Origin of the sequence: Enterococcus sp. DIV1337a (genome assembly GCF_051712285.1) — a bacterium.
Classification (GTDB): domain Bacteria; phylum Bacillota; class Bacilli; order Lactobacillales; family Enterococcaceae; genus Enterococcus; species Enterococcus faecalis.
In genome coordinates this window covers 1,068,003-1,092,092 of sequence record NZ_JBIOOP010000001.1, presented here as the reverse complement: position 1 = coordinate 1,092,092, position 24,090 = coordinate 1,068,003, and the positions used below count along the sequence as shown (strand labels likewise).

Here is a 24,090-nt window from a genome sequence, read left to right as displayed (position 1 = left end):
CTTAATAAAAGAAACAGCAATAAACGAGCAGCCCTAGAATTATCGAACTTCTACGGACTCCTCGTTTTTTAAAATGTGCTATTCATTTGATTTTAACGCTTCAATCATATTGATTTTCTTCAATTTTCGATGCATAATGACCATCACAAACAACGTGAAACACATGGTGATGACTGCGGAATACAGATAACTCGGCCAATGAATAATTGGCGAAAACATAATTAAATCAACTTCAACGGTTGCTAAAATATACTGATGCAAAATTTTCCCAAAGAAGCAGCCAACAATAATACCAATAAACGTTAAAATAATGTTTTCACGGTAGACATAGGTGGTGACTTCACGATCGTAAAACCCTAAAACCTTAATCGTGGAAAGTTCTCGAATCCGTTCAGAAACATTAATGTTGGTTAAATTATATAACACAATTAACGCTAAAGAACCAGAAACAGCGATCAGTACCCAAATGACAATATCGAGGCTTTTCAGCATATCATCAAACGAACCTTTCATCGCAGTTAAAAACGTAATGTTCAAAACTTTCGGCTGTTTTGTCAACGCCTCTCCGATTGAGGTTTCTTGTTTTGAGGATAATTTTTTGTCAAAAAGTAGGAATTCTGTATTATACTCCGGCTTCTGTTTCGTCATCGTCTGGTAGAGTTTCGGCGTCATATAGACAAAATGACCCGTGTAGTTCTCTGCAATCGCGGCAATTTTCACGTGATAGGTTTGATTATCACTATTTTCTAAATTTAATTGATCTCCGACTTTATAGCCAAATAATTTAGCTAATTTTTCATTAATGATTACACCGTCATCATGGAGGGAATATTTTTCTCCAGTGACTCGATCATTAAATAATTGAAACTCAGCCATTTTCGAAGAATCTTGCGGCACATAAAGTGTAATATTTTGAGTTGGTGCGCCTTTGCCCTTCGTTTTAAAGATTTCTGAATATAATGGAATTGTTTTATTCAAACCATCCAGTTTGCGCAACGTTTCTTGATACTCTTTTGTCTCTTCAGGTGTTGTTTGCTCTTTAAAAGTCACGACTGCTTGGTAATGCCAGATTTTATTAAATTGAATTGTAGCGACATCGACAATTGAATCGCGTAAACCAAAACCAACAATTAACAGCCCCATACAACCAGCTATTCCGATAACGGTCATCAGCATCCGACGTTTATAGCGGAACAGATTTCTAGCGGTCACTTTTTGAATAAAGCTCATTCGTTGCCATAAAGGGCGGATTCGTTCTAGTAAAATACGTTGGCCCGCTTTCGGCGCTTTGGGTCTTAGCAAGGTAGCTGGGGTACTTAATAAATCGATTCTTAATGTCACTAAAGCTGCCCCCACGGTACAAGCTAAGGCTACAATAATGCCCCATAAACTGTAATTCAAGTACCACGGTGTAACTAAATCAGGAATATTGTACATTTGACCGTAGGCATCAAAAATTATTTTAGGGAATAGATAATAGCCAACTGCCAATCCTAATAATGCGCCTGTTAGACTGGCAACCGTCGCATAGGTAATAAAGATTGAAGCAATTTCACGATTACGATAACCTAAAGCTTTCAAACTACCAATTTCCATTCTTTTTTCTTCCACCATACGTGTCATGGTAGTTAAGCTAACTAATGCCGCAATTAGGAAAAAGAACAACGGGAACAGCGTGGCTAAAGAGGAAATCCGATCAGCATTATCTTGATATTCAGAAAATCCTGGATTGTCTTCCCTGGTAAAATAATAATACGTTGGGGCTTTCAAATTGGCTAGCTCTGTTTCTTTTTCAGCCAATAGTTGTTCCTGTTTAGTCAATTCGTCTTTTTGCTTTTCAAGCATCTCAGCTGGAATTCCTGGTTGTTGCTCCAACTGCGCAAGCGCTTGTTTTCCCGTTTCCAACGCTTGCCGACCTTGGTTAATGTCCGGCTGAACCGAATCACGCAGAGCCGCAATCTGTTCTTCTGGCCGATTTTTCAGTGCCTCTTTTACTTGATTTAAGGCCTGCTCTCTTTTCTTTTCATAATCAGAGGAATACGTATTTTGATGTTTTAATGAACGAAATGAGATTAGCAATTCTGGATACCGTTGACTGTCAAAGGCTTTTTCCGAAACCACGCCAAAAAAGTTTAACGTTCCAGAACCGACCGTTGTGGTTCCCCTGGATGTATTATCAATATATTCTGGTGAATTGATAAATCCGACAACAGTAAAATGAGTTTGTGTCAGTCCTTTTTCTTTAATCGCTGCATCGTTTAAAGTGATTTTATCACCCATTTTATAGTCATATCTAGTTTTCGCTAATGTATCTAATGCAATTTCATTTGTTTGTTTAGGTAACCGACCGTCAACTACTTGATAGTTAACCGATCCTGCTTGATTTTTTTGATAGCCAAACAATTTTACTGCATTATTTTGCGGCCCAATCGTGGCATCTATTGTATACCTCGGCACAACTGTTTCGACATCTTTTAAAGACTGTAGTGTTGTTAAATCTTTCTTTTCCAGTCCCATTGTAGAAATTATTCGCGCATCTGGAAGCTGCTCTTTCTGGTAATAATTATTCGCGGTTTTAATCATATCTGGTCCAGTAGCTTTCAAACCAACAAAGACCATTACACCAAGGAAAATAATCCCCATAATCGATAAAAAGCGTGTAGTAGATTGTCTAATTTCACGTAAGCTTGTTTTAATTAGCGCTGTTTTCTTCATTTTAGGCACCTACCATTCAATTTCAGCAACCAATTTAGGCTGATCATTCACAGTCATTTCGCGAACTTTCGCATCATTAATTCGGATTACCCGATCGGCCATTTCTGCAATGGCTGAATTGTGGGTAATAATTAAGACGGTCGTTCCAGTTTCACGAGCAGTGTTTTGCAAAATGGTTAAAATTTGTTTTCCTGTTTCATAATCCAGTGCTCCTGTCGGTTCATCACATAAAAGTAACTTGGGCTTTTTAGCAATTGCACGGGCGATGGTTACTCGTTGTTGTTCACCACCAGAAAGTTGCGCTGGAAAATTATCTAGACGTTCCCCTAAACCCACCGATTGTAAAACAGTGGTCGAATCCAACGCATCCGCAACGATTTGCGAAGCCAATTCGACATTTTCTTTTGCCGTTAAATTTGGGACTAAATTGTAAAATTGGAAAACAAACCCGACATCATTGCGTCGATAAGTGGTTAATTGTTTCTCTGAAAACTGAGCGATATCTGTGCCATCAATAATAATTTCCCCTTCATCACAACTGTCCATTCCACCAAGAATATTTAAAACAGTTGATTTTCCTGCACCACTGGGGCCTAAAATAACCGCTACTTCTCCTTTTTCCACTTCAAAAGAAATGCCATCATTCGCAGTAATAGTTGTCTCTCCCATTTGGTAACGCTTGTATTCATTTTTGACTTCAATATAGGCCATCCACTATCCCTTCCCTTCTACATTAAAATAGTAACATATCTGAGAAAACAAGTCTTTCAAAGAAAAGCCTTTTTTGATTTTTTAGCAAATTTACGTATAATAGAAAAGATGGTCCCCTTAAATTTGGACTATTGCAAGTATAAAATTAGAGGAGCACGTTATGGCAAATAGAAAGAAGAAACCACCATTTAATTCAACCATCATGCTGATGGGCGCATTAATCATTTTAATTTTAGGCGCGGTTGGCGTTAAAGTTCCTGATGCTTTACAAGATTTATTTAATGTTCAACCACAAACAACCACCCCCTCAAGCACACCAGCACCTAAAGGAGATAATCCTGGACCCATTGAAAATGGTAAAGCCACATTTTCAGCAGAGGAATTAAAGGATAACTCAAACGGCTGGATTACTTATCATTCTCTAGATCGTCTAAAACGAGCGACAGGCGCTGATGCGCTATTAAAACCCGCAATGGTCAATACAGGAACTTCCGCTAATAAAGATATTCGACCAGCTGGTTTCATTTCAGGAAAAGCTAATCATTCGCGTGGCCACCTAATCGGCCGTCAAATGGGAGGCAGTGGTGATGATCCACGTAACTTAACCACCTTGTATCAGAATCCTGTCAACACTCCTTATATGACGAAATATGAAAATCAGATTCGGGCAGCTCTTGATCGCGGCGAAACCGTTCGCTATCGCGTGACACCTGTATATAACGGAAACGATTTGTTGGCTGAAAAAATCATCTTAGAAGCCAAAAGCCTTAAAACAAATTCACCCATTGATTTTTCAGTAACTATTTTAAACAAACAATAAGGAGGAACTTTCAGTGGATTTTGAACAGCTAAAAGAAACATTACCCGATGCAAAACCACAAACATTTTTGCAAGCAATCCTCTCTCAACCTCAAGAAGAGGATGCTGAATTAACTTTCAGTGAAGAAATTGATGAACAATTTGTCGAAAATTGTAAATTTTTAGCCTCTCCAGAAACCATTTCTGAAACAGATGTGGAACATTGGCGCGAACAAGAATTTTTAGTTGTCGCCCAAAGTTTAGATGGTGATTATCTAGCAGGCACTCTAGAGCAAACCTTTGTGATTCCTAGCTCCCTTTACAAAGAGGATATTGAGCAATTTGACAAGCAATTAATCGATTTTTTTATTGCCTACGAGAACAAAGAAATCACTTCTGCGATTTTACCAAAAGAATTATAAAAAAGCTTGCGGATAAATTTCCGCAAGCTTTTTCTTGTGTCTTATGCTCGATAACGTTCAACGCCATCTAAATAAGTGGCTGCTAATTCCATGGTTGGTTCTAATACGATAAAGTCAGCATCGCGACCATTTGCAATCATGCCGCATTGATCATCGATTTTACAGCTAATCGCAGGAACTAATGAAGCCATCATAATTGCTTGTGCAGGTGTGGCAATACCCCAATCAACTACATTTTTAATTGCTTCTTTTAGTTTTAAAATACTTCCTGCTAAGTTTCCAGTATCCAAACGAGCCGTTCCTTCTGCTACCACAACAGGAAATTCACCTAAATTGTAGTTGCCATCTGGCATACCGCCAGCCATCATGCAGTCTGTAATCAACGCTACGTGATCATGGCCTGTTTTTTCCATCAATACTTCAGCTGCTTGCGGATGTACATGGTGTCCATCACAAATTAATTCAGAGAAAACGTGTTGTAACGTTAACAATGCACCAACCATCCCTGGTTCACGGTGATTTAAGCCGCGCATCCCATTATATGCATGAACAAAAACGCTAGCGCCTGCTTCAACTGCCACATCAGCTTCTTCTAAGGTCGCATTACTATGGCCTAAAGCAACAACGACACCTTCATCTGTAACGGTTTCAACAAATTCTTTCACACCATTACGTTCTGGTGCCAACGCAATTTTCTTAATAATTCCGCCTGAAGCTTCTTGCCATTCGTGGAATGTATCAAGGTCTGGATCTCCAAAATAACTTGGATTTTGTGCGCCTTTATGTTCTTCAGTAAAGAAAGGTCCTTCAAAGTAAATCCCTTGAATTTTTGCACCAGGTACTTCTTGGTAGACTTGACCAATCGTACGTGCAACGTTTGTTAAACGTTCTTTACTTGAAGTTAACGTTGTTGGTAAAAATGAAGTTACGCCACAAGATAATAAGCCTTCAGACATCACTTTAATGCCTTCTGCATCGTTATCCATTACGTCATGATTCATGTAACCATGAATATGAGTATCGACTAAACCTGGGGCAATCCATTTGCCTTCCTCACGAATAATTTTTACGTCCCCTTGCGGTTCATCTTTTGTATAATTACCAAAGATACCATCCGTGATTTCTAAATAACCAGGTCCTTTAACATCGCTTTTTAAAAAGAACTTGTCTGCAAAGATAAATGTTTTCATCTTCATCCTTCTTTCTTTATTTTACTTACTTCAAAAGTACTCTTAATCAGTACAAAAGTCAAGAAATGGTGTAGACCTTTTAAGCAATTCTGAGGATTTTTTAAAGATTGCCACTTTCCACATTTTTCATTTGTTGTGCTAAGTTCAGATAACGTTCTGCTTCTTCGTGTTTATTCTTTCTCATTAAAACTAAATATTTTAGATTTAATAATTCACTTAAATAATAATAACTATTTTTTTTGCGGGCCCAAGTAATTCCTTGATCCACATAAATTTCGGCATCTTTTTCTGTATAATTTTTAAATAAGAAATCAGCATAATTAAAAAATATTTTCGTTAACTCTGCATTACTGCGTTCATTGGGCAATTGATTAAAGTAATGAATACTCAAACTTAAAAATCGTTCTGCCTCTACTTTATTGCCCATGTAACCATAAGTGGCACCTAAACAACTAATCAATTGAATCTCTAAATCAGAAACATTTAATTTATCCGCTTTATAGGTGAAAGATAACCCTTTGCGCAAACTAGCGATGGCTTTTTCGTAATCATTGAGAACAAACAATTCGCAACTACCTAAATAATAATAATATTTTTGCCAGTCCGTATCTAAATACAATTGTTCTTCAAGACGATTTTCCTTTAAATAATTTAATAATAATTGATATTTTTTATGACGAAAATATTCAGCCATTTTTTCAAATGAATACGTAACAACATGCACATCACCAGATTTATAACGCATAATCTGGTCAACCGTCACACCTAAACGATCACAAAGTTGTTGCATGACGAGGACGTTTGGCAACTCTTCATTGTTTTCAATGCGACTTAAAACACTTTGCGAACAGATGTCTTCTGATAACATTTTCTGTGTCAATTTTCTATTTTTTCTAATTTCTTTAATAACTGCACCTAAAGAATTCATCACAATAGCTCCTATTTATATCGGCCATTTTCCTTGCAAAATGGGGATTTTGTCAAAATATGCGAATTCGCATTATGCTTTTATTGTACTTTATTGCATAATATACTGCAAGAACATTATCTAAGGTTTTCTTAGAAAATAAATAGGTTCATTTTTATTAAAAAGGAGTGTTATTGTATGGCCGAAGAGAAAAAGGTTCACTTCATTTGGGAAAAAACAAATTATTCAGGCTTTGTGGAGAAGGAGTATGAAAATTCTTATCTCATCGTAGTAGCAAATCCTAGTCCTGATATGGAAGAAAAATATACCAACCGAATGATTATTAGTAAAAAAGCATGTGAAACTGCAGAATAGTATTGTTGATAAAACAAGAACTACCAAAAAATAGCCTCTAACGAAGCTATTTTTTGGTAGTTCTTTTATTTTTGTTTGTAGGTACTTAAAAATTCACGCATTTTATCCGCCGTGGTTTTTAAGTCTTCCATCTTCGGTAAATAAACAATGCGGAAGTGATCTGGTTGTTGCCAGTTGAACCCACCGCCATGGACTAATAAAATATGATGTTTGTGTAAGAAATCTAAAACAAATTTTTCATCATCATAAATGTCAAATTTGGCCGTATCAATTTTCGGGAAAATATAGAAGGCTGCTTTAGGCTTCACGGCTGATAAACCAGGAATATCATTTATCGCATTATAAATAAATTCTCGTTGTTCATAAATTCTGCCACCTGGTAAAAGCAAGTCATCAACACTTTGATAGCCGCCTAATGCGGTTTGAATGATTTGTTGTGACAATACATTCGAGCATAACCGCATGGAAGCCAGCATATTTAGCCCTTCGATATACCCTTTTACTCGTGATTTATCGCCACTCAACACCATCCAACCGCATCGGAAGCCTGCCACTCGATGTGATTTTGACAAACCATTCAATGTTACGACAAATAAATCAGGTGCTAATGTAGCAATCGGTACATGAACCAAACCGTCCATGACCAAACGATCATAAATTTCATCGGAGTAAATAATTAAATCATTTTGACGTGCCACTTCAACAATTTCTAGCAATAACTCTTTCGGATATAAAGCACCAGTCGGATTATTCGGATTTATAATAACGATTGCTTTTGTATTCGAAGTTATTTTTGATTTTATATCATCAATGTCTGGATACCATTCTGCTTGCTCATCACAAATATAATGGACGGGTGTGCCGCCCGCCAAAGAAACAGAAGCAGTCCATAAAGGATAGTCTGGCATTGGCACAAGTACTTCATCGCCGTTATTTAACAAGCCTTGCATACACATGGTAATTAGTTCACTCACGCCATTACCAGTGTAAATATCATTAATCGTTACATTAGGAAATTTTTTTAATTGGCAATATTGTTCAATTGCTTTTCTTGCAGAAAAAATACCTTTTGAATCGGAATAACCTTCTGAATCGCGAACATTCACAATCATGTCACGTACAATTTCATTTGGGGCATCAAAACCAAATGGCGCTGGATTCCCTGTATTTAATTTCAAAATACGTATGCCCTCTTCTTGCATGCGTTCTGCTTCTTCTAAAACAGGACCACGGACATCGTAACTTACGTTATTTAATTTATCGGATTTTTTAAAATTTCTCACACGGACTCCCTCGCTTCACAAATTTATACTCTAAAGTTACGCCAACTATAATGAAAAAGCAATAATAAATATCAGAATTTAATAAAAAATTGATGGTTTTTCCGTAATAAACAAGCAAGGCAACCGTCTGCAGATAGTTGCCTTGCTTGTTATACTAGTTGATGCAGATGATGGGACTCGAACCCACACGGACATCTGTCCACATGACCCTCAATCATGCTTGTCTGCCAATTCCAACACATCTGCATTTTAAGAGCACTTATTTATCCTAAAATAATTACTGGTCTTTGTCAAGATAACAAAGACCAGAATCGTTAGATTTGTTCTTTTTTCGCTTGCCAGGACAAACGCCCATGACATTTTCCGCAGACATATCGGGTCGTATCAATACGCCGTTTTCTGAGGATGACTTCTCCACAAGACTGACATTGGTACTGATGAAAAACCGCTTTTTTCCGTTCTACCAGGGGCGGTGCATAACGGGCACCGCCAGTCTTAGCCAATAACTCTTTAAAGTCCTTATCTTTATGCTGATAGCCTTTGCCGGCCAAATGTAAATGATAGTGACATAATTCATGCTTAATGACTTTTTCCAATTCTTCTTGTCCATACTTTAAAAAGACAGTTGGATTAAAATCCAAGTGATGCGAAGCTAAATGATAGCGACCACCCGTAGTTTTTAACCGCCGATTAAATGTAGCTTGATGCAGAAAAGGTTTCTGAAAAAATACGATTGAAATTTTTTCCACTAGCGTTTGTAGCGCTTGATCTGTCATCAAGACTGGTTGAGGTTCCTTCATTGCTAGTCTTTTCTATCCGCACGAGGCAACATAGTTAAACTAATACGCCCCTTTTTCAAATCAACATCTTCTACCCAAACTGTGACTACATCACCGACCGCAACAACATCCGTTGGGTGCTTAACAAATTTAGTACTTAACTTAGAAATATGGACTAAGCCATCTTGCTTCACACCAATATCAATAAACGCACCAAAGTCAATTACGTTTCGAACAGTTCCTTGCATTTCCATTCCTGGTTTCAAATCTTCCATCGTCAACACGTCTTTACGTAAAAGTGGCGCTGACATCTCATCGCGCATATCACGTCCTGGTTGGATTAAACTAGCAATAATATCCGTGAGTGTTTCTGAACCTACTTCTAACTCAGTAGCTAATTGATTCACGGGTAACTGTTTCAATTTTTCGATAGCTTCTGATGTCCCTAATTCTTTAGAAGCAATCCCTGCTTTTTCTAAAATTGCTTGTGCTACTGGATAACTTTCTGGGTGAATTCCAGTATTATCTAACACATTTTTGCCATTAGGAATTCGTAAAAAGCCAATTGCTTGTTCAAATGCTTTTGGTCCTAAACGAGGTACTTTTTTGACTTGGTTTCGTGCTGTGAAGACACCATTTTCATCACGGTAAGTGACTAAATTTTGCGCCGTTGTTTTATTTAAGCCAGAAATATGTTGTAAAAGTTGAGCACTCGCTGTATTCACATCGACACCAACTTGGTTTACTGCAGTTTCCACAACAAAATCCAATTGTTCGGCAAGACGTTTTTGCGATACGTCATGCTGATATTGACCGACCCCGACTGCTTTGGGATCAATTTTTACTAATTCTGCCAACGGATCTTGTAAACGACGGGCAATGCTGACTGCACTTCGTTCTTCGACTTGCAAATCTGGAAATTCTTTACGAGCCACTTCACTCGCAGAGTAAACGGAAGCCCCTGCTTCATTAACAATCACGTAAAAGACGTCACGCTTCACCGCTTTTAATTGCTCCGCCACAAACAATTCAGATTCACGACTTGCCGTTCCGTTTCCAATAGCTACCATGTCCACTTGATAGTCTTCAATGATCTTTTTAAAGGCTGGACCAGCTGCTTCACGTTTTGCAGCAGTCGCTGGTTTATGTGGATAAATCACTTGAATTGCTAAAACTTTACCAGTTTCATCGACAACTGCTAATTTACAGCCTGTCCGATAGGCCGGGTCAAATCCTAGAACAACTTTTCCTTTAAGTGGTGACTGTAATAATAAATTACGTAAGTTTTCACCGAAAATCGCAATCGCTTGTTCATCTGCTTTTTCTGTTAATTCATTGCGAATCTCCCGTTCAATCGCTGGTCCAATGAATCGTTTATAGCTATCTAAATAAGCAGCCTCAATGTATGGAGCAGCTAAACTTGTTGCTTGTTTGCCGATTAGTTGACGTTGGAAATAATCATTAATTTTTGTTTCATCAGCGATAAGGGAAACCTTTAGAATATCTTCTTTTTCACCACGATTCGTTGCTAAGACGCGGTGTGGCACCATTTTGCTAACTGGTTCTGCAAAATCGTAATACATTTCATAGGTTCGCTTTTCATCTTTTTCTTCGTCCTTAACTATGCTCACGTATTGCGCATGCTTAACCATATAATCACGTAACCATGTTCGGTATTTTGGTTCATCGCTAATGCGTTCTGCTAAAATTTCATGAGCACCTTGCAAGGCTATCTCGGCGGTTGCAACTTCTTTTTCTTCATTAATAAAAGTAGCCGCTTTGGCTAAGATATCCGCATTTTCAGGTAAAGAGAGTAACCAATCTGCTAATGGTTCTAACCCTCTTTCTTTCGCGATAGTCGCTTTAGTCCGACGTTTTTGTTTATATGGTCGATACAAATCTTCCACTTGTTGCATTTTCACTGCTTTTTGAATATCTGTTTTGAGTTCTTTTGTTAGTTTTCCTTGATCTTCAATTAAACGGAGAACTTCTTCTTTCCGTTTTTTCAAGTTTTGTAAATAATGATAACGTTCTTCTATTTCACGGATTTGGACTTCATCTAAACTTCCGGTCATTTCTTTCCGGTAGCGGGCAATAAAAGGAACTGTATTTCCTTCATTTAATAAAGTTAAAACCGTTGTTATTTGTTTTGAACGATACGTTGTCAATTCTTTTTGAAGTAGCGCTACTACTTCTTCGTTATAAGCTTCTGCCATTAACTAGATACCTCTTTTCTTATGCATACTTATCTATTTTAGCATATTTTTGCTTCTAAATATAGAAGTGAGGTAACTGATTCGCACGATTAAGGCATCAAAATTCTGGTTGCCACGCGGGAGTGCGTTTTTGATATTCGATATCTTGGACAATCCCTTTTTCATTAAAAATCACACCATGAACCGAGCCACCAAAAATAGCACCACCATCTATCCCAATTTTTCCATCACTTTGCCAAAGGTCCGTAGTCTGCATATCACCATGTAACATTGGGGTAATGGTATGACCAAAAACAATGGTCTTGCCTGTATTATTTTTCCCTTGATGAAAGGGTTCGCGAATCCATAAAAAATCCTTAGGTGCTGTTTGCCGCCAATCTTTCATCGTTAAATCGACACCGGCATGAACAAATAGGTAATGCTGCCATTCAAAATAAAGCGGTCGTTTTGTTAAAAAATCAATTAACTCTGGATAGCGACTATGAATCATTAAAGCCATTTCTGTTGGTGAGTATTCTGCAGTAGCTCCTGGATGCAAGAGACTTTCAATTGTTTCCTTGCCACCATTGCGAACATATCCTGCAAACCAGTCCTCTGGATCTTGAAGAAACTGCAAAAAATATTCTTCATGATTGCCTCGTAAATAAACAGCGCCGTATTGCTCGACAAGTTCTTTTCCTTTGAGAAAACAGGCTTTAGGATGCGGACCACGGTCGTTTAAATCACCAATTAAAACTAGCTGATGCTCAACTGGGTCATAGTCTGTGAGTAAGGCATCAAACAAATCTGCTTGTCCATGAATATCACTGATTACATAAACATATGGTTTCATAAATAAGCCCTCCTAACTTGCTTATATTAAGTATACGCTAAATTTTAAAATATTCTCGTAAAATGTTTGGAAATAAAAAACGAAAATAGGACATAAGTCAAAACGACTTATGTCCTACTCTTTAAATCTTAAAATAATCAGCTGAACAAAAGCAACGCCTGCAATTACTCGTTACAATTTGGCCTTCAAGAGTGATAAACACTTTGAGCTAACAGCTTTTGTCTCTGATTCATTTAACCAAGCGCTAGCGCTCGTTTGGTCTATTTTTTCTTCTTACCGCCAAACGCATCTTTCATTTTATCAAAGAAGCCTTCTTCTTGTTGTTCAGTTACATTTTGTCCGCCAGCTTTTGCAAAAGCTCGTAGGGCATCCTTTTGTTCTTCATTAAGATTTTTTGGTGTTATTAATTTCACTTTCACGTGTTGATCACCATTGCCCCCACCACGTAAACGTGGCGCACCTTTGCCTCTTAAGCGGAAGTTTGTGCCAGTTTGTGTTCCAGCCGGAATTTTTAATTTCACGTCACCATGAACAGTTGGTACAGTTACTTCGTCACCTAGAGCCGCTTGAACAAAACTTACTGGTAAATCATAGTAGATTTCTGCGCCATCTCGATCGAAAATGTCACTATCTTCAACACGAAAGACTACATATAAATCACCATATGGTCCACCATTGGTACCCGCTTCTCCTTGGTTAGCTAAGCGCATTTGTTGGCCGTCTTCTACTCCAGCAGGCACATTTACTTTGACAGTATGTGCTTTTTTCTCATGACCTGTGCCATGACAAGTTGGACATGGTTCTTTAATTTCTTTTCCTGTGCCATGACACACATCACAAGTTTGACGACTCATCATACGACCTAATGGCGTTTGACGTTCAACATTGATTGTTCCAGAGCCATGACATTTATGACAAGTTTCTGGGTGTGTGCCTGGTTTGGCACCATTACCGCCACAGGTTGCACAAGTATCTTCTCGATTGTACTTAATTTCTTTTTCGACACCGAAAATAGCTTCTTCAAATTTCAATTGAATTGTATATTGTAAATCGGCGCCTTGTCTTGGTGCATTCGGATCAACAGAACGGCCACCACCGCCGCCAAAGAATGAATCGAAAATATCTTCGAATCCACCAAAACCACTACTGCTAAATCCGCCGCCACCGAAACCGCCAAAGCCACCAGCGCCGCCACCGTAATTAGGATCAGTTCCTGCATGGCCATATTGGTCATAGGCCGCTTTTTTCTGTGGATCACTTAATACTTCATACGCTTCAGAAACTTCTTTAAATTTTTCTTCCGCATCGGCTTCTTTGTTAATATCTGGATGGTACTTTTTGGAAAGTTTGCGGTATGCTTTTTTAATTTCATCATCTGAAGCACCTTTTGCTAATCCTAGCACTTCATAATAATCTCGTTTCGTCGCCATTGACTTCCCTCCAACTTTCTTCAAACTTTACAATGTGTTTAGAACCAGCCTAATTCATCGATTGATTTCGGTCTCTCTGGTTGGATTATCTATCACACCTTGAATCAGTGTTACTAGCTGCAAATAGGTATTTTCAGCTTGTTTAACATCGTTGTAATCATACCACAGTTCTTTCAAAACCTAAATAGTTTCTTGCTAACTTGATTGCGGTTGATTTTCTCACAAAAGACAAGGGACTGGGACATTAGTCATTGTACTAATGATCCAGTCCCTAAAATCAATTGTTATTGATTATTTGTCATCACCTTTTACTTCTTCAAAATCAGCATCAACAACATCATCAGCGCCACCTTTGGCAGCTTCAGGATTTTCTTGTGCTTGTTGTTGCGCAGCTTGTTCGTAAAGTTTTACTGTTAAGTTTTGGACGATTTCATTTAATGAATCACGTTTTGCTTTCATTTGTTCGATATCGTTTGCTTCGATGGCTGCTTTTAATTCATCACGCGCATCTTCTGCTTTTTTCACTTCTTCAGCATCAACTTTTCCTTCTAATTCTTTCAATGTTTTATCAACAGTGAACAATAGAGCATCTGCATCGTTACGTAAATCAACTTCTTCTTTACGTTGTTTATCTGCTTCAGCGTTTGCTTCAGCATCTTTCACCATGCGTTCGATTTCATCATCAGATAAGCCTGAAGAAGATTTAATAGTGATTGTTTGTTCTTTTTGAGTACCTAAGTCTTTCGCACGAACGTTTACAATCCCGTTTTTATCAATGTCAAAGCTTACTTCAATTTGTGGCACACCACGAGGAGCCGCAGGAATATCTGTTAATTGGAAACGACCTAATGTTTTATTATCAGCAGCCATTGGACGTTCACCTTGTAAAACGTGAATATCAACAGCTGGTTGATTGTCAGCAGCAGTTGAGAAGACTTGTGATTTACTTGTTGGAATCGTAGTGTTACGATCAATTAATTTTGTAAATACGCCACCCATTGTTTCAATACCTAATGACAACGGTGTTACGTCTAATAAGACAACGTCTTTAACATCACCAGTGATTACGCCACCTTGGATTGCCGCACCCATTGCTACTACTTCGTCAGGGTTAACTGATTTGTTTGGTTCTTTGTTTGTTTCTTTGCGAACAGCTTCAACTACAGCTGGAATACGTGTTGAACCACCAACTAGGATAACTTCGTCGATTTCAGAAGGATTTAACCCAGCATCTTTCAAGGCTTGACGTACTGGTACTTTTGTACGTTCAACTAAATCACTTGTTAATTCATCAAATTTTGCACGAGTTAAGTTCATTTCTAAGTGCAATGGTCCAGCTTCGCCAGCAGTAATAAATGGCAAGCTGATTTGTGTGCTTGTTACACCTGATAAGTCTTTTTTCGCTTTTTCAGCAGCATCTTTCAAACGTTGTAACGCCATTTTATCGTTAGCTAAGTCAATGCCATTTTCTTTTTTGAATTCTGCAACCATGTAGTCAATGATTTTATTATCAAAGTCATCCCCACCTAGGTTATTATCACCTGCTGTTGATAATACATCGAAAACGCCATCGCCTAATTCAAGGATTGACACGTCGAATGTACCACCACCAAGGTCAAAGACAAGAATTTTTTCATCTTTGTCTGTTTTATCTAAACCATAAGCTAAAGCTGCTGCTGTTGGTTCGTTAACGATCCGTTCTACTTCTAAACCAGCAATTTTACCAGCATCTTTTGTTGCTTGACGTTGCGCATCGTTGAAATATGCAGGAACTGTAATAACTGCTTTTTCAACTTTTTCACCTAAATAGTCTTCAGCAAAACCTTTTAAATATTGTAAGATCATTGCAGAAACTTCTTGTGGTGTGTATGATTTTCCTTCAACATCAACTTTATAGCCAGCTTCACCCATGTGACGTTTAATAGATGAAATCGTGTTAGGATTTGTAACAGCTTGACGTTTTGCTACTTCGCCGACTTGAATTTCACCGTTTTTGAATGAAACGACCGAAGGAGTTGTGCGGTTACCTTCTGGGTTTGCAATAATTTTCGCTTCGCCGCCTTCTAGTACTGCGACAGCTGAGTTTGTTGTTCCTAAGTCAATACCAATAATTTTACTCATAGTGAATATCTCCAATCTGTATTAGTTTTCTATAATAATATATTTTTAATTAACGTTTGTTATTGTGCAACAATGACCATTGATGGTCGTAACACACGGTCTTGTAATTTGTACCCTTTTTGTAGAACTTCAACAATGGTATCTGCTGGGGTTTCTTCAGAAGCAGGGACTGTTTGAACGGCTTGATGTAAATTTGGATCAAAGGTTTCACCCATTGCTGGGATTTCTTCAATTCCTTCTTCTTTTAAAGCCACAGTAATACTTTCTAGCACCATCGAAATACCTTTTTTCAAGCTTTCGCCTTGTTCATCTGATACTTCAATAGCCATTGCTCGTTCTAAATTATCAATAGATGGTAAAATCTTTTTACCTAAATCTTGTGAGCGGTAACGAACTAATAATTCTCGTTCGTTTTTATTTCGATTGCTCATATTAGCAATTTCGGCTCTTGCCCGCAAGAACTTGTCTTCCATTTCGGAAAGCTCTGCTTTAAGATTTTCAATCTCTGTTGCTTCAACTTCTACTTCAGAAACGCCAGCAGCATCAACAGCTTCCATTTCTTCTTGTAATTCTTCTTGCTTTTCTTCTTTTTTACTCACTTCAGCAACTTCCTTTCTCTTTATGCATCTACTTCTTATCCTAACAAGGTTTGCTTAATTACCTAAAAAACGGTAATAGTCACCTAGTTGTGAAGCTAGCTCATGTCGAAACGTGTCTACCAAACCGAATATTTTTGAATACGGCATACTGGTTGGTCCTAGCAGGGCAATTGTTCCTTTGCCATGTCCTGATACTTCATACGTAGCAGTGATCATGCTCATATCTTCTAAGAGATTGTTGCCAATTTCTGAGCCGATACGAAAAACAATTGGATTTTCTGTTGTTGCAGAACCATTTAATAAATGCGTCAGCTCATCAGAATTTTGCATAAAGGAATAGACAGATTTCAATTGTTCAATATCTTGTTTGATGCCAAAATCTAACAAATTCATGCGACCACCGACAAAGACTTTTTCTTCAAAGGCATGTCCTAACATCTCATCGAATAAGTTCATCATTCCTTCTGGCGTTTGGAAATAGCGATGTAAAATCATCGGAATCTCCGTCCGCAAACGATGATAAACGGTCAACAAAGGTTGTCCAACCAACTTATCATTGATGATTTGTGTCATTTTTTCAAGATCTTGGCTAGAAACAGCGGCAGGAATGGCAAATACTTGGTTTTCAACATTGCCTTTATCTGTCACTATAATAGCAAGGACTTGCCGATCATTCAAAGGAACCATTCGAAAGCCGGTTAATTTCCGTTCTTTCACTTCAGGTCCTAATGAAAAAGCAGTATAACTTGTCAATTCTGATAGAATTTCAGCTGATTGTCGAATAATATCATTAATCTCATGAAATTCTTTTCCAAAAGATTGACGGATCCTTCTAAGTTGGTTCTCTTCTACTTGTGTTGGTTGTAAAAGATGATCCACGTAGTAACGATATCCAGCCATTGAGGGGATTCGCCCTGAAGAAGAATGGGTCTTAGCTAATAAGCCGTATTCTTCTAATGCTTTCATATCATTACGAATTGTGGCAGAACTAGAGGCAATGCCATCCTCCATCAATTTCTTAGAACCGACAGGTAAGCCCGTGTTCGTGTAATTTTGGATGATAAGTCTCAAGATATTTTGTTGTCTTTCTGTAATCATCGTTATTACCACCCTTCATTAGCACTCTTAACATCTAAGTGCTAACTACATATACTAATATAACAAGTCCTTACCTTTTTGTCAAGGGAAATACGCAACTTTTTAGCACTCTTCACACAAGAGTGCTAATTACTGCAAATCACCTTCAAAAACCATTAATACCAACTTTTGTAATAAAAAAACCATCGAAATGCTTTGTCACACTTCGCTGATTTTTTTATTTTTTCACTCTTTTTCACTTAACAAAAATGCTTCAAAAACATTATTCCCCACAAATAGTCCTTTTTTCGTTAAACGTAAGATATCTGCTTCTTCAATTAATAATTCTTCTTTGATTAAGCGTTGAATGACCTCTCCATAAATTGCTTCAATTGGTTCATGAAATTTTTGTTGGAATTTTTGTTTAGAAATACCTATTTTTTTACGTAAGCCTAAAAATAACTCCTCTTCTATTTGATTTAGACGAGTTAATTCTTCAGTCTCTACAATTGGCAACTGATTTTCTCGCAAGGGTTTCAAATAATGTTGGATTGGGCCGTGATTTTTATAACGAGTTTGCCCAAGATAGCCGCTGGCACCTGCGCCAAATCCATAGTAGTGGTCATTATTCCAATAAGCCAGATTATGTTGGCTTTCTTTTCCTGTTAAAGCAAAATTACTGACTTCATATTGATGACGTCCTTTTTTCTCCATTGCTTCAATCGTTTCGTCAAACATTTGTGCTTCGATTTCTTCTTCAGGCAGCTGTAACCGTCCTTGACGAACCCAGTTCATAAACATTGTTTTATTTTCAAGAATTAATGAATAAAGCGAATAGTGCGGCAAGTCCAATGCTAAGGCTCTTGTCAAAGTATCGCGAAAACTTTCTAATGTTTGTCCAGGTAAAGCATAAATTAAGTCAATACTGACATTGGTAAAATTTTCTTTCTCTAAAAATTTCATTGTTTCATAAACATCTGCGGCGGTGTGCTTGCGACCGATTTTTTTGAGCAAGCGATCATCAAATGTCTGAACGCCCATCGAAAGACGATTGACGCCATAGTTTTTCATGACTTGTAATTTTTCTTGGGTTAAATCACCAGGGTTTGCTTCCACCGTAAATTCATTTCGGTCATCAAACGTTAACTGTTCGCGAACCCCTTTTAGTAGCACATCTAACTGTTTCGCTGATAATGAAGTTGGTGTGCCTCCGCCAATATAGATGGTTTTCATTTCTTGTTCTGGATACAATGCTTGCGTAAGTTGAATTTCTTTTAATAAACTCTGAATATATTCATCAACTGGTTGTCCTTCTAAAAAGACCTTGTTAAAATCGCAATAATAACAAATATGCTCACAAAATGGAATATGAATATAGGCCGACCGATCGAACATCGGCGTTGAAGTTGAAATTTGGTTTGTTTTGGTCATTAGCTCGTTTTATCTCCTTAATACCAAAAAGCTCGTTCTTTTTGGAAAGTCTCTACTAGCCATACTAACTGTAAATGACAAATAAATCCATAAAAAAATTCTCACAGTCTCTTTAAACAATAACGAGGAGCTGTCATAAAAACCGACAACTCCTCAATCTTGGAAGAAAAGTAAAAATTTTTTCTATATATAATAGTACAAATCAGTTACAGTAATTGACCGTAACGTTTGACGTATAGAACTTTAATGAACGCAACCAGTGCCAAATAAGCAACAATTGTCGGGATTAAATACAAGAAATAGCTTGGTGATAAACCGACAAATCCTAGTTCTGCACCGAAAGCGGTAAAAGGTAAAACAGTGCCAAAAACAATCCCTGCTGTAGTGACTAACGTCATAATTCCAGAAGCATTACTTTGAAGGAAAGGCATTTTTTCTGTTCGTAGGAAATGCAAGACGAGCATTTGGGACCACAAGGACTCGATGAACCAGCCTGCATGGAAAATACCAATAAAGAGCAATTGATCTGCTCCACTTAATTCAAAAAATGAGCCACCTAGAATAGCAGGACACACAATGAAATACATAAATAAATAGGTAACAATATCAAAAATAGAACTCGTCGGACCAAACCAACGCATAAAATTACCAATTGATTTTGGTTCCCATTTTTTTGGTTTTTCTACGTATTCTTCATCTACTTTGTCCCAAGGAACTGACATACACGAAGTATCGTAAATTAGGTTTAATAATAGCGATTGAATCGGAGCGATCGGTAAAAATGGTAAAAAGATACTTGCTGGGATCACGGAAAAAACATTGCCAAAATTAGAACTTGCTGTTAATTTGACGTACTTCATCGTGTTCGTAAACACGCGCCGTCCAGATAAAATTCCTTTTTCCAAAACCATTAAATCTTTTCTCAATAAAATTACATCCGCCGATTCTTTCGCCACATCGACAGCAGTATCAACAGAGATTCCTACGTCAGCAGCGCGCATTGCTCCAGCATCATTTATTCCATCACCTAAAAAGCCAACAGTTTGACCATTTTCAGTTAATGCATTTACAATGCGAACTTTTTGGTCCGGCGTAATTTTGGCGAAAATATTATACGCTTGAACGGTTTCTCTTAATTCTTCTTGGTTTAATTGTTGAAGTTCATTACCTGTAATAATTTTTTCACCAGCCAGACCAACTTCTTTACAAACAGAATGCGTCACATACTGATTATCACCCGTTAATACTTTCACAGCTACATTATGTTGGTGCAAGGCTTGAATAGCTGCCGCCGCTGTTTCTTTCGGCGGATCTAAGAAAGCAAGATAGCCTTGTAAAATCAACTCTGATTCATCTTTAGTTGTATACTCCCATTCAGCCGCTTCGACTTTTTTATCGGCAATTGCTAGAACGCGCAAACCATCCCGATTCAAAGCTTCAACGTCTTTGGTAATTTTTTGACGCAGCGTCTCTGTTAAGGGCACAATTTCGCCATCTAAAAGTACCTGTGTGCAGACCAAGAGCATTTCTTCAACCGCACCTTTGGTAATTAGGCGTGTTTCTCGCGTTTTAAATTCTTTGATAATCACACTCATTCGACGTCGATTGAAATCGAAAGGAATTTCATCTACTTTATAAAAATCATCTGACTGTATATCACTTTCTTGTGTCGCCGCTTGAATAACGGCGTTATCCATTAAATTACGTAAGCCCGTTTGAAAATAACTGTTTAGAAATGCTAAATCCAAGACTTTTTGATCTTCTTGGCAACCAATATTATAATGGTATTCTAAAATTACTTTATCTTGTGTCAAGGTGCCTGTTTTATCCGTACAAAGTACATCCATCCCGCCAAAATTTTGAATGGCATTGACATTTTTCATAATCGTGCCTTCTTTAGCCATTTCTCGAGAACCTTTGACTAAATTGGTTGTTACAATCATGGGTAACATTTCTGGTGTCAAGCCGACAGCTGTGGCAATCGCAAACATTAACGCTTCCACCCAATCGCCTTTTGTTAACCCATTAATTAGAAAAACAGTTGGCGTAATGACCAGCATAAAGCGAATCAGCACCCACGTTGTTTTATTAATTCCTGTTTCAAAACTCGTCTGCTGCTGCTCTTCTCCGTTATCAGAAGCCATCCGTCCGAATAATGTTTGATTACCAACTTTAATGACAATGCCTAAACCAGTGCCACTAATGACATTTGTTCCTAAAAACAAAAGATTGTCGTATTCTGTATCAATTTGATCACTATCTTTTTGATGAGTCGCGTGTTTTTCAATGGGAAAACTCTCTCCAGTCAAGGATGATTGGGACACAAATAAGTCCTTAGATTGGATTAATCGTAAATCGGCTGGAATCATATCGCCAGCGGATAGTTGGACTAAGTCGCCACACACAACATCCTCAATAGGAATTTCCATTTGCTTCTTGTCACGAATGACTGTCGCTGTAACTTTAATCATATTTTGTAATTTTTCAACTGCATTGCTTGATTTGACTGATTGGACAAAACTCATCGTGCCGCTTAATATGACCATCGCTAACATAATTAACACACCAGTAACATCTTTTTCCTCTGGCGCAGCATAGACATATTCTGTAAAAAATGAAATCGTTGCTAGTGCTAATAACACCAAAGTAAACGGCGTGATATACGATTTTATAAAAAGTCGCAGCCGTGAAGCTTTTTTTTCATTCATAATTTTATTACGGCCATAACGTTCTTGTAATTCTTCAATATCTTGGTGCTTAATTCCATCCCAAGTTGAACCAAAACGTTGTAAAACTTTTTCTACTTCTGCGTGGGCAAACTTTTTGTAACTGTAGTCATGGCCCAAGTGACGCATTTTCTTTTCCATTTTCTTTCACCTCATTTATCTGCTGTTGACTTGAATTGACGTTCGGTTCATCTTCCATTTCCCTCACCCTTTCCACAAAAAAGACACGCTGAAAACTCAACGTGTCAAAGAATAATCGTTCTTATCGTTGAGCTTTAGCACTATACAACGTAAAAAGCGATTGCTTTTAGCTACCTTAAGAAAAGCCTTCATTCGACAGTTCCTGTTCTACCCATTGGCGTCTCTCGACATTTTTGGGCAGTAGCCTATGTTTGTATAGGAGCCTCACCTAACAAATCTTATTTAATTACAACAGCAAGTATAATTCTTCCCTAAAAAAATAACGATATAGAAAAAGTTTTTAGCAGATAACTTTTTGTCCATTCTGTAACAAAAAGAAAAACAATCCGCTTGTTTACTATGGTTTTCTGGTATGATTCGTATTTATTCATAGAATCATAACTGGTTAAATTAATCTAAAGACCGTCAGATAGCCTTGTCGAGAAGCTTTTCTTCTGCTATTTTTTGTATAGTTAAAGAAACGGCGGTGAGGAAAATGAAATTACAACAACTAGAATATTTTATGGCAGTTTCAAAGTATGCGAGCTTTACTTTAGCTTCTCAAAAGCTCCATACGAGTCAACCTTATTTAAGTACCCAGCTCAAGGAGTTGGAACGTGAATTAGGTGCTTCATTAATTTTAAGAGACAAGAAACATTGTCGGCTTTCTCCAGCAGGCGAAGTCGTCGCCAAACGAACAGAAATGATTTTTGCACTCATTAAGGAAGCGCAAGAAGAGATTAATGAATTAGTTACCCAAGGATCGACAACGACCATTCGGATTGGAACAAACTTAATTGATATAGATAAAGCATTTGGAGAAGTCTTGTTGTTATTTAATCAATCCTATCCGTATGTAAGTATTGATTTTAAGTATTATTACGATCTTGAAACAGCCCTGGAAACAGATTTAATTGACATCGGGATTGGGATATTTTTGGATACCTCGATTCCATTAGAGAAAGAATTAATTTATACAGAAAGCTATCTCCTTTGTGTCAATAAAAATCATCCTTTAGCCCATGCCGATAGCGTGACGATTGACGAAATTCGTTCTTTACCTTTTGCTGCATATTCCGATCAAGTATATGAAAAAAAAGTGTTTAAACGTTGGGAACGTAAAATCAATTGGGAAAATCGGCAAATCGTCATCGAACTCCCTTCTCTTCATTTAGTCTTAGACATGGTCCAACGAGAAAAAGCCTGTAGCATCCTTCCTTATTCACTCACTGATGAACTAAACAGACGTAACTTAGTTGGTATTCCTCTGGAAGATAGTCCAGAACGAGCCATCTATTTAGTTCAGAATAATCATCACGGACATTGTGAAGCACACCGTTATTTATTCGAACAATTACGTTATTTATTCTAGGAATAGAAAAAGGAGGAATTCCCATGGAACTATTTCGTTTACATTATTTTTTAGAGTTATGCAAAGTGAAACAATTTACTAAAGCAGCCGAAAATTTAGCAATTTCTCAAGCTGCATTAAGTAAGCAAATAAAAATTCTTGAAGCAACGTTAGGCGCGGAACTTTTTAATCGCCAAGGCCAAACTACTACCTTAACACCAGCTGGATTAATTTTAGAAAAATATTGTTGGCGCATCACCAATGAGTTGGTCTCAATTGAAGAAGAGCTAAAAGAAATTAATCATTCTTCCAACCATATTTATGTAGCCACTTATCTCTGTGATTTAGAATATAAATTGAATGACTTACTGATGACAACATTAACGGATCGTTCATCCAACTTACAAGTCCACACTATTATTACAGAAAATATTCTTCAATCCTTGGAAACAATGGACGCAGATTTTGGTATTTCCTTTGCTGACTTACCATTGCCTGAGCATATTGGTAAAATTGATTTATTTACAGCAAACTATCAATTCATTTTAAGAAACGATCATCCAGCTTTGGCAAAAGCTACGACGGAAGAAATTTTAAAGGAACTAACAATGTACCCCTTCGTCCGTTTAAATACCGAATTTTCCGAGCAAAACAAATTAACCAATTGGCTAGATACTACATTTTCTAATTTTTCTCCAGAGAAAGTCATTCAAGTGGATACTCTTTCACTTATTACTCACTTGGTGTCTCATTCCGATAGTTTCGCTATTGTCCCCGAATACACAAATATTCAACTTTTAGACAATTCGATCCATACACTGACTTACCAAGAACTACCTAAACGAAACATGGCGGTGTATTATTTAAAGGAACGTTACATGAGTCGACAACTTCAACAACTTTTGGCTGAATGCCAAAAACAATTTCAATAGTAAAAACCAAGACTA

At 37.5% G+C, this 24,090-nt stretch carries 19 protein-coding genes, 1 tRNA gene and 1 riboswitch; of the genes, 5 read left to right on the top strand and 15 right to left on the bottom strand.

Annotation, left to right across the window (positions count from 1 at the left end):
• Nucleotides 1-78: 78 nt before the first annotated feature.
• Together IGL49_RS05360 and IGL49_RS05355 are read right to left on the bottom strand one after the other, a co-directional pair.
• Complete coding sequence (locus IGL49_RS05360) at nucleotides 79-2,715, bottom strand: FtsX-like permease family protein (RefSeq protein ID WP_104854598.1); 2,637 nt, start codon at nucleotides 2,713-2,715, stop codon at nucleotides 79-81.
• A 9-nt stretch (nucleotides 2,716-2,724) separates the two neighbouring features.
• The gene (locus tag IGL49_RS05355) at nucleotides 2,725-3,426 is read right to left on the bottom strand and encodes an ABC transporter ATP-binding protein (protein WP_002360463.1); all 702 of its coding nucleotides are present in this window, start codon (nucleotides 3,424-3,426) and stop codon (nucleotides 2,725-2,727) included.
• Nucleotides 3,427-3,586: 160 nt separating this feature from the next.
• Here IGL49_RS05355 and IGL49_RS05350 point away from each other — a divergent pair, with 160 nt between their 5' ends.
• Nucleotides 3,587-4,246 carry a DNA/RNA non-specific endonuclease gene (locus tag IGL49_RS05350; RefSeq protein WP_104854599.1) on the top strand — a complete coding sequence of 220 codons (660 nt, stop codon included), beginning with the start codon at nucleotides 3,587-3,589 and terminating at the stop codon, nucleotides 4,244-4,246.
• A 13-nt stretch (nucleotides 4,247-4,259) separates the two neighbouring features.
• Nucleotides 4,260-4,646, top strand: coding sequence for a hypothetical protein (locus tag IGL49_RS05345; RefSeq protein ID WP_002357813.1), 387 nt, complete (start codon nucleotides 4,260-4,262; stop codon nucleotides 4,644-4,646).
• Between the two features lie 41 nt (nucleotides 4,647-4,687).
• Here the strand turns inward: IGL49_RS05345 and nagA are convergent, their stop codons facing one another.
• Both nagA and IGL49_RS05335 read right to left on the bottom strand, forming a co-directional pair.
• Nucleotides 4,688-5,836: an N-acetylglucosamine-6-phosphate deacetylase gene (gene nagA / locus IGL49_RS05340; RefSeq protein WP_104858664.1), complete on the bottom strand. Its 1,149-nt coding sequence runs from the start codon at nucleotides 5,834-5,836 to the stop codon at nucleotides 4,688-4,690.
• A gap of 100 nt (nucleotides 5,837-5,936) precedes the next feature.
• A complete protein-coding gene (locus IGL49_RS05335; protein ID WP_104854601.1) occupies nucleotides 5,937-6,764 on the bottom strand; it encodes a helix-turn-helix domain-containing protein in 828 nt (275 codons plus the stop codon).
• A gap of 177 nt (nucleotides 6,765-6,941) precedes the next feature.
• On the opposite strand from IGL49_RS05335, the gene IGL49_RS05330 reads away from it, so the two are divergent.
• On the top strand, nucleotides 6,942-7,118 hold the full coding sequence (locus IGL49_RS05330; RefSeq protein WP_002357816.1) for a hypothetical protein: 177 nt from the start codon (nucleotides 6,942-6,944) through the stop codon (nucleotides 7,116-7,118).
• A 65-nt stretch (nucleotides 7,119-7,183) separates the two neighbouring features.
• On the opposite strand, the gene IGL49_RS05325 is transcribed toward IGL49_RS05330, so the two are convergent.
• The 11 genes from IGL49_RS05325 to mgtA all read right to left on the bottom strand — a co-directional run bounded on the left by IGL49_RS05325 (nucleotide 7,184) and on the right by mgtA (nucleotide 21,753).
• On the bottom strand, nucleotides 7,184-8,401 hold the full coding sequence (locus tag IGL49_RS05325; protein ID WP_002357817.1) for a pyridoxal phosphate-dependent aminotransferase: 1,218 nt from the start codon (nucleotides 8,399-8,401) through the stop codon (nucleotides 7,184-7,186).
• Between the two features lie 162 nt (nucleotides 8,402-8,563).
• A tRNA-Leu gene (locus IGL49_RS05320) sits at nucleotides 8,564-8,647 on the bottom strand.
• Between the two features lie 68 nt (nucleotides 8,648-8,715).
• A complete protein-coding gene (locus tag IGL49_RS05315; protein WP_002365561.1) occupies nucleotides 8,716-9,177 on the bottom strand; it encodes a SprT family protein in 462 nt (153 codons plus the stop codon).
• A gap of 26 nt (nucleotides 9,178-9,203) precedes the next feature.
• The gene (locus tag IGL49_RS05310; RefSeq protein WP_104854602.1) at nucleotides 9,204-11,396 is read right to left on the bottom strand and encodes a Tex family protein; all 2,193 of its coding nucleotides are present in this window, start codon (nucleotides 11,394-11,396) and stop codon (nucleotides 9,204-9,206) included.
• Between the two features lie 97 nt (nucleotides 11,397-11,493).
• On the bottom strand, nucleotides 11,494-12,228 hold the full coding sequence (locus IGL49_RS05305; protein WP_104854603.1) for a metallophosphoesterase family protein: 735 nt from the start codon (nucleotides 12,226-12,228) through the stop codon (nucleotides 11,494-11,496).
• A 260-nt stretch (nucleotides 12,229-12,488) separates the two neighbouring features.
• Nucleotides 12,489-13,658, bottom strand: coding sequence for a molecular chaperone DnaJ (gene dnaJ, locus IGL49_RS05300; protein WP_002357822.1), 1,170 nt, complete (start codon nucleotides 13,656-13,658; stop codon nucleotides 12,489-12,491).
• Between the two features lie 291 nt (nucleotides 13,659-13,949).
• Nucleotides 13,950-15,779, bottom strand: a complete 1,830-nt coding sequence (dnaK, locus tag IGL49_RS05295; RefSeq protein WP_104854605.1) for a molecular chaperone DnaK — start codon at nucleotides 15,777-15,779, stop codon at nucleotides 13,950-13,952.
• A gap of 59 nt (nucleotides 15,780-15,838) precedes the next feature.
• On the bottom strand, nucleotides 15,839-16,378 hold the full coding sequence (grpE, locus tag IGL49_RS05290) for a nucleotide exchange factor GrpE (RefSeq protein ID WP_002357827.1): 540 nt from the start codon (nucleotides 16,376-16,378) through the stop codon (nucleotides 15,839-15,841).
• Between the two features lie 54 nt (nucleotides 16,379-16,432).
• Nucleotides 16,433-17,476 carry a heat-inducible transcriptional repressor HrcA gene (gene hrcA / locus IGL49_RS05285; RefSeq protein WP_104854606.1) on the bottom strand — a complete coding sequence of 348 codons (1,044 nt, stop codon included), beginning with the start codon at nucleotides 17,474-17,476 and terminating at the stop codon, nucleotides 16,433-16,435.
• 225 nt (nucleotides 17,477-17,701) lie between these two features.
• Complete coding sequence (gene hemW, locus IGL49_RS05280) at nucleotides 17,702-18,850, bottom strand: radical SAM family heme chaperone HemW (RefSeq protein ID WP_164982891.1); 1,149 nt, start codon at nucleotides 18,848-18,850, stop codon at nucleotides 17,702-17,704.
• Nucleotides 18,851-19,092: 242 nt separating this feature from the next.
• Nucleotides 19,093-21,753: a magnesium-translocating P-type ATPase gene (gene mgtA, locus IGL49_RS05275; protein WP_104854608.1), complete on the bottom strand. Its 2,661-nt coding sequence runs from the start codon at nucleotides 21,751-21,753 to the stop codon at nucleotides 19,093-19,095.
• A 112-nt stretch (nucleotides 21,754-21,865) separates the two neighbouring features.
• A riboswitch (M-box (ykoK) riboswitch) is annotated at nucleotides 21,866-22,036 on the bottom strand.
• A gap of 252 nt (nucleotides 22,037-22,288) precedes the next feature.
• Between mgtA and IGL49_RS05270 the strand changes: the two genes are divergently transcribed.
• Both IGL49_RS05270 and IGL49_RS05265 read left to right on the top strand, forming a co-directional pair.
• Nucleotides 22,289-23,164, top strand: a complete 876-nt coding sequence (locus IGL49_RS05270; protein ID WP_002382245.1) for a LysR family transcriptional regulator — start codon at nucleotides 22,289-22,291, stop codon at nucleotides 23,162-23,164.
• A gap of 23 nt (nucleotides 23,165-23,187) precedes the next feature.
• Complete coding sequence (locus IGL49_RS05265; protein WP_002357832.1) at nucleotides 23,188-24,075, top strand: LysR family transcriptional regulator; 888 nt, start codon at nucleotides 23,188-23,190, stop codon at nucleotides 24,073-24,075.
• Nucleotides 24,076-24,090 lie beyond the last annotated feature (15 nt).